Origin of the sequence: Teichococcus deserti (genome assembly GCF_001982615.1) — a bacterium.
In the GTDB taxonomy this organism is placed as follows: domain Bacteria; phylum Pseudomonadota; class Alphaproteobacteria; order Acetobacterales; family Acetobacteraceae; genus Pseudoroseomonas; species Pseudoroseomonas deserti.
Genome location: NZ_MLCO01000412.1, coordinates 1 through 6,459, shown reverse-complemented (window position 1 = coordinate 6,459; position 6,459 = coordinate 1). Strand labels below are relative to the sequence as shown.

Here is a 6,459-nt window from a genome sequence, read left to right as displayed (position 1 = left end):
CCTGCCGCAGCAGGGCGGGCAGGCCGAGGCCGGGCAGCAGCGCCTGGGGGGGCAGGCCGGGCGTGGTCGGGACTTCAGAGCGATAGCCATCGGGCGGGGTCATGCCGGCACCAGCGCGGTTTCGGTGGCGGGGCGCGCGGCGGCCAGCCGCACGATCTCGGCGAAGCGGGCCGCCTGCAGCCGGCGGTCCCAGCGGCGCACCGCCTGGTCGCGGGCGGCGCGGCCCATGGCGGCGCGCTGCGCCGGATGGCCGGCCAGCCAGGCCAGCGACGCTGCCAGGCCCTCGGCCACCGTTGCGGCATCGCCCGGGGGGGGGGCGATGCCGCAGGGGCCCTCGGCGAGCAGTCGTCCTGCCCGTCCGTGGAGGGTCGAGACCACCGGCAGCCCGGCTGCCAGGTAGTCCATCAGCTTGTTGGGCGCGGTCCATTCGGCGAATTCGGGAACCGGGGCCAGGCACTGCACGCCGATCTGGCAGCCGGCCAGCAGGGCGGCGAGCTGCCGCTTCGGCATCGGGTCGAGGAAGCTGACATTGGCCAGCCCCATTTCGCCGGCGCGCGCCATCAGCCGCGGCTTCTCGGCGCCGTCGCCGACCAGCAGCAGGCGCAGCCGGCGCTCGTCGCGGGCCTGCAGCAGGCCAGCCGCGTCCAGCAGCTGGTCCAGCCCGTTGGCGCGGCCATGCGCCCCGGCATAGACGGCCAGCGCCTCCCAGGGCGCCGCCTCGGCCGGGCGCCAGGGGGCGACATGCGGGCCGAACAGCTCGAGGTCGCAGCCATTGGGCACCACATGGACGCGGCCGGGCTCGGCGCCGCGGGCCAGCGCGGTCTGTGCCATGCCTTCCGACAGCGCGATGACGGCGCCGGCGCGGCGGCAGGCGGCGTCCGCCAGCCGGCCCATCCCCGCCAGCACCGGGCCGGGCAGCCCGCTGAGCGCCGCCGGCAGCTCCGGCCAGGGGTCGCGGATCTCGAAGAGGAAGGGCGTGCCGCGCATCCGCTGGGCCAGCAGCGCGGGAATGGCGACCGTCAGCGGGGTGGAGCTGGCGATCACCAGGTCCCAGCGCTGCGACAGGGCGAGGCGCGAGGCCCGCACGGCATAGCGGGCGAAGGCCGCGGCGCGGGCGGCCAGGCCCATCGCATTGTCATAGGGGATGTCGAGCTCGACCAGCCGGATGCCGCGCAGCAGGCCTTCCCGCTGTCCACGGTTGTAGCCGCCGATCAGCCCGGTCACCGCGCCGGCATAGCGGCCGCAGAGGAGGGTGACATGGTGCCCCTGGCGCGTGAGCGCGGTCGCCATGGCGTGGCTGCGGGTGGCGGTGGCGCCCTGGGGGCCGGAATAGTGCTGGTGCAGGTAGAGGATGCGCATGGACCTTACCCCCTGAAGACGGCACGGATGATCTCGATGACGCGGTCCTGGTCGGCGCTGCTCATGGCGCCGCTCGGCAGGCAGAGGCCGCGCTCGAACAGGCGCACCGCCTGGCCGGGGCCATGGCAGCGGGCGCCGCGGAAGGCGGGCTGCATGTGCAGCGGCTTCCAGACCGGGCGGCTTTCGATGTTCGCCGCCTCCAGCTCGCGCCGCAGCTCCTCGGGCGTCGCGCCGAAGCGGGCGGGGTCGAGCTGCAGCACGGTCAGCCAGCGCGTCGCCTGGGCCCAGCCGGGCTCGGGCATCAGCGTCAGCCCGGGCAGGTCGGACAGCGCCTCGGCATAGCGGGCGAAGACCAGGCGACGGGCGGCGACGCGGGCGCGCAGCGCGCCGATCTGCGCCAGCCCGACCGAGGCCAGCACCGAGGACAGGCCGTAGGAATAGCCGGTGGTCTCGTGCTGGTAGTGCGGCGCCGCCTCCTTCGCCTGGGTCGCCAGATGCCGGGCGCGGGCGATCAGCGCGGGGTCGTCCGAGCACAGCGCGCCGCCGCCGCCTGCGGTGATGATCTTGTTGCCGTTGAAGGAGAAGGCGGCCATCGCCGCGCCCTTGCCGACCGGCCGGCCGCGGTAATGCGCCCCCAGCGCCTCGGCGCTGTCGCAGAGCACGGGCACGCCCCAGCGGCCGCAGATCTCGAGGATGACGTCGAGATCGGCCGGCTGGCCGTAGAGATCCACCGGCACCACCGCCCGCGGCAGTTTTCCGCGACGCGCGGCGAGGCGCAGCTGGGTCTCGAGGACCTCGGGGTCCAGCGTCCAGCTGTCCGGCGCGACGTCGAGGAAGCGCGGCTTCGCGCCCATCTGCACCGCCGGCGCGATGGTGGCGACGAAGGTCAGGCTCTGCGTCCAGACCTCGTCGCCGCGCTCGACGCCCAGCACCCGGTAGGCGAGGTGCAGCGCCGCGGTGCCGGAGGCGACGGCCGCGGCATGCTCGAAGCCGGTGGCGCCGCAGAGCGCGGCCTCGAAGGCCTCGGGCACCGGGCCGGCGGGCGCGATCCAGCCGGAGGTGAGGGTGCGGCTCAGCGTCGCCAGCTCGCCACCCACCAGGCTCGGGGGGGAGAGATGCAGCCGCGGGCGCAGCGCCGGCGCCGCCCGCGGCCGCTCCGGGAAGCGCAGGATCCCTCCTGTCGCCGCCGCCATGCTGCCCGCCCCGTTCTGGATTGCTGCCATGGTCGATGCTCGCTCTTGCTCGCATACCGCTCACGATTTTGTGAGCGCACCCCAAGGCAAGCAGCCTTCGAGGTGAGTTTGCAAGAAGCAAATCAACCGGGAGTGTTTGAATCTTCCTCAATCGCTTCAGGCACTTGCGCGTGCGCCGAGTCGAAGCGCGGCATCGTGGCGTGGCCCGGCGCGCTGACTCCCTGGCCGATCAAAAGGATACGGATCGTGCCTAAGACAGCACGAAAATCGCCCCTGGCGGAGACGTGTTGCGCGTAGGTTGCATCGCATTCAAGCCGGTCGCGCCAGGGCAGGGCGTTGCGCCCGGCGGCCTGGGCGCTGCCGGCGAGTCCCGGCCGCACGGCGAGGCGGGAGCGCTGGCGGCGGTCGTAATGCGGCAGATAGGACAGCGGCAGCGGCCGCGGCCCGACCAGGCTCATCTCCCCGCGCAGGATGTTTGTCAGCTGCGGCAGCTCGTCGAGGGCGGTGGCGCGCAGGACTCTTCCGAACGTCCCGAGTCGCGCCGAGTCGTCGCCCGGCCCCTCGGCCATCGAGCGGAATTTCAGCAGCAGGAAGGGCGCCCCGTAGCGCCCGGCGCGGATCTGGCGGAACAGGACCGGCGGACCCAGCGCGGTCCGGACGGCCAGCGCCACCGCCAGCAGGAGCGGCGCCAGCAGCGCCAGGAGCCCGAACGCCAGCAGGATATCGAGCGGACGCTTCACGAATCGGGCGTAGCGGCTGTCATCCATGCGGCGACTCGGGCTTCCGCGAGGCCGACTCGACCCGCGCGACAACGCCCAGCGACAGCGCCAGGCCCAGCGCGAACCACACCATGCGGTTGCCCAGGTCGGTGGAGACCAGCGCCGCCAGCGCCACCGGCAGCACCAGCGCCGCGATCCGCGCCACGCGCGCCGGGGCCGCGTGGCGGGCGCGCAGCAGCAGCAGCAGCACGCCGCCGCCGAAGCTGGCCAGCCACAGCGCCAGCCCGGGCAGCCCGCCCTCGGCCAGCGCCTCCAGCGCGTGGTTGTGCGGGTAGAGGCCACGCCGCTCGCCATGGCCGGCGGCGATGGTGAAGCCGCCGGTGCCGAGGCCCCAGGGCATGGTCTCGCCGGCCCAGTCCAGCGCGGCACGCCACAGCGCCGGCCGCGCCGAGGCCTCGATGCCGGACGAGGTGAAGCGTTCCAGGGTCCGCAGCCCCTCGGTCTCGGCGATCCGCAGCAGCAGCAGGACGACCGCGGCGACGGCGGCCAGCGTCGCCAGCGCCAGCCAGCCCAGCGCGGCGCGCGGCCGCCCGGCCGACCAGCAGCGCAAGGCGGGCACCAGCAGCACGGCGGCCACCAGCGCGATCAGCCCGAGCCGCCCGCCCGGCAGCAGCGCCGCCACCGCCATGGCGACGACGTAGCCCGCCCAGAACACCCGGCCCCGGAGATGCGGCGACTCGATCAGCCGCACGGCGCCGAGGCCGGCGGCGCAGGCGATGGCCTGGCCCGCCAGCTGGTACTGGACGCGAAGCAGGTCGGGCTGCGACATGCCCTCCGACGGGCCGCCGAGCACCACCTGGCCCTGGGCCAGGCCCCAGGCGATGCTGGCGGCGACCAGCGGGCCGATGGCCAGGGTCACCCCGGCGAAGGCGCGGCGGGATGCGGCGTCGGCGCCGATGGCGATGCCGGCCAGCAGCATCGGCGGCCCCAGCAGCAGGATATCGGCCAGCTTCTGCGGCAGCACCGCGTGGCTGGCGCTCCAGGCGCCGGCGACCACCAGCCAGAGCCACAGGAAAGCGCTCGCGGCCAGCGGCGGGCCGACCAGCGGATGCAGCCGCCAGCGCCTTGTCAGCAGCAGCAGCGCCAGCAGCGGCAGGGTGGCCATCCCCGCCATCAGCGTCAGGTCCAGCGGCAGCCGGGCGCCGGCCGGCGTCGATTTCAGCGCGCCGGCGAAATGCAGCGCCGCGGCGCTGGCCCCGGCCAGCGAGGCCAGGCTGGCGGTGTCGATCCGCGTCACGCCTCCGGCCCGCGCAGCAGCACCCAGCAGGCGGCGAGGAAGACGCAGGCCATCGGCGCGGCGAGCCCCAGCAGCAGCAGCAGCAGCGGCCGGTTCGGCACCGAGGGCCGCAGCTCGACGCTGGGGCCGGAGACCAGGCGCGAGGCCAGCGTCGATTCGGCCGCCACCACCAGGGCGGCGCGCTGGTGCTGGGCCAGCAGCTCGAAGAGCGGGGTGCGGAGGTAGAGGTCGCGCTCGGTCGCCAGCCGGCCTTCGAGGGCGATGATGCGGCGCCGGGTCAGCAGCGCCAGGTCCTCGCGCACCCGGGCTTCGGCGAAGCGGTGCAGCCGGTCGAGGATCTCGAGCGCCGTGTCGCGCGAGGGATGCGCGATCTCCAGCGTCCAGGTCACCGAGGCCAGCGACTGGGTGACCGAGAGGTTGCGCTCCAGCCAGCGCTGCGCGTCGTCGCCATCCAGCGGGCGCTCCATCCCCAGCCAGGCCCGCAGCGGCGCGGCCGGGCTTTCCGCCCGCGCCGCCGCCAGGGCGTCGAGCAGCGAAGTATCGCGCAGCAGCATGGCGGTGGCCTCGGGGCTGCGCAGCGCCGCCAGATAGACGGCGAAATTGCCGCCCGGCCGCGTGTCCAGCAGCGAGCCCGGCGCCAGGGTGTTGGCGGAGATCAGGCTGGAGGCGGCCATGCCGGTGGTCTCGGCGGGGGCCACCACGGCCTGGGCGACATAGGCGCGCGGCCAGGCCAGGATCAGCGTGGTGCCGGCGGCCAGCAGCAGCAGGGCGGCGAGGGCCACCAGCTGGCGCAGCCGCCAGACGCCCCTCAGCAGCTGGTCGAGCGGCATGGCGCCTCCGGGCCATCCTCGAAGGGCGGCAGCAGGATGCGGGTGACCAGGCAGCGCAGCGGCGCCTCGGCCTCGGCCGCCAGCACCCGGCAGGGCTGCACCTGGCCATAAGCCGGGCTGTGCCAGCCGCGTTCCAGCCGCAGCGTCAGCGGCGCATCGGCGGAAATGCGCAGCCGGGCCCGGCCGGCGACGCCGTCGGGCCGCATTGCCCAGTCGCCGGGCCCCAGCCGCCAGCGCAGCACGGCGCGGTCGAACTTTCCTTCGACGAGGTCGGTGACCAGCCAGTGGCGGCCCTCGGCGCGGATCTGCCGGCGATGGCTGCGGCCGAAGCGGTCGGTGGCCATGGCGCCCTGCGGCTGGGGGGCCACCCGCGGCCAGGAACCGAACAGAAAACGGCCGAGCCGCGGCATCGGCTCCTGCCCGTCGAACTGGATGGCGTTGTGCGCCGCCTGGCTGGGGAAATACTCCAGCCACCAGCGCGAGCCCTGCGGCGGGTTGTAGGCGCCGGTGCCGCCATCGGTCAGCAGCGGCGCGTCGCCGTCCCAGAGCTCGAAGTGCAGCAGGTCGGCCTGGCCAGGGCGGAAGCGCAGCGGGCCGGCGCGCAGCAACCCGCGCGCGGCGGAAACCTCCCAGCCGCGGGTGCCGGCGGCGGTCCAGGCGGCCGGACGCGGCAGGGCGGGCGCCGGGCCGAGGCCGAGCCAGTCGCAACCGGCCTCCTGCGCCGTGGCGGAGACCCCGGCGAAAAGGCGCAAGCCCCGCTCCACGCTGCCGCGCGCGTCGCCGGGGCCATGCGCGCCGAGATCGGCAACCACAGAGGAGTCCTGGTGGCCGAGGGCGGGCAGGGCGCCACCCGGGGCCATGACCCGTCCCAGCCAGACCGCCGCCGCCGCCGCGCGGCCCGGGATCGGCGCGGCCAAAGCCGGGCGGCCGCAATGCCGGCGGATCGCCTCCAGCGCGACCAGCGTGTCGAGCAGCAGCCGGTGATAGCCGGTGGAGACCGTCGCGAAGCCGCCATCGGCCGCCACCGCCAGCTATGCCCGCGCTCAGGACAACAACCACGC

Annotated in this window: 6 protein-coding genes; all 6 read right to left on the bottom strand. The window is 75.1% G+C overall.

Annotated elements, in window-relative coordinates; genetic code table 11:
• Window positions 1-99: 99 nt before the first annotated feature.
• The 6 genes from BKE38_RS28250 to BKE38_RS28225 all read right to left on the bottom strand — a co-directional run bounded on the left by BKE38_RS28250 (window position 100) and on the right by BKE38_RS28225 (window position 6,423).
• Entirely contained in the window at window positions 100-1,359 is a 1,260-nt protein-coding gene (locus tag BKE38_RS28250) for a glycosyltransferase family 4 protein (protein WP_076960477.1), read from the bottom strand.
• Between the two features lie 5 nt (window positions 1,360-1,364).
• Entirely contained in the window at window positions 1,365-2,582 is a 1,218-nt protein-coding gene (locus BKE38_RS28245) for a DegT/DnrJ/EryC1/StrS family aminotransferase (RefSeq protein WP_083747931.1), read from the bottom strand.
• 92 nt (window positions 2,583-2,674) lie between these two features.
• Entirely contained in the window at window positions 2,675-3,319 is a 645-nt protein-coding gene (locus BKE38_RS28240; RefSeq protein ID WP_076960476.1) for a sugar transferase, read from the bottom strand.
• Window positions 3,312-4,568: an O-antigen ligase family protein gene (locus tag BKE38_RS33535; protein ID WP_083747930.1), complete on the bottom strand. Its 1,257-nt coding sequence runs from the start codon at window positions 4,566-4,568 to the stop codon at window positions 3,312-3,314. The genes BKE38_RS28240 and BKE38_RS33535 overlap by 8 nt, the downstream gene beginning before the upstream one ends.
• Entirely contained in the window at window positions 4,565-5,398 is an 834-nt protein-coding gene (locus BKE38_RS33530) for a hypothetical protein (protein ID WP_076960475.1), read from the bottom strand. The genes BKE38_RS33535 and BKE38_RS33530 overlap by 4 nt, the downstream gene beginning before the upstream one ends.
• Complete coding sequence (locus tag BKE38_RS28225; RefSeq protein WP_076960474.1) at window positions 5,377-6,423, bottom strand: heparinase II/III family protein; 1,047 nt, start codon at window positions 6,421-6,423, stop codon at window positions 5,377-5,379. The genes BKE38_RS33530 and BKE38_RS28225 overlap by 22 nt, the downstream gene beginning before the upstream one ends.
• Between the last annotated feature and the right edge of the window lie 36 nt (window positions 6,424-6,459).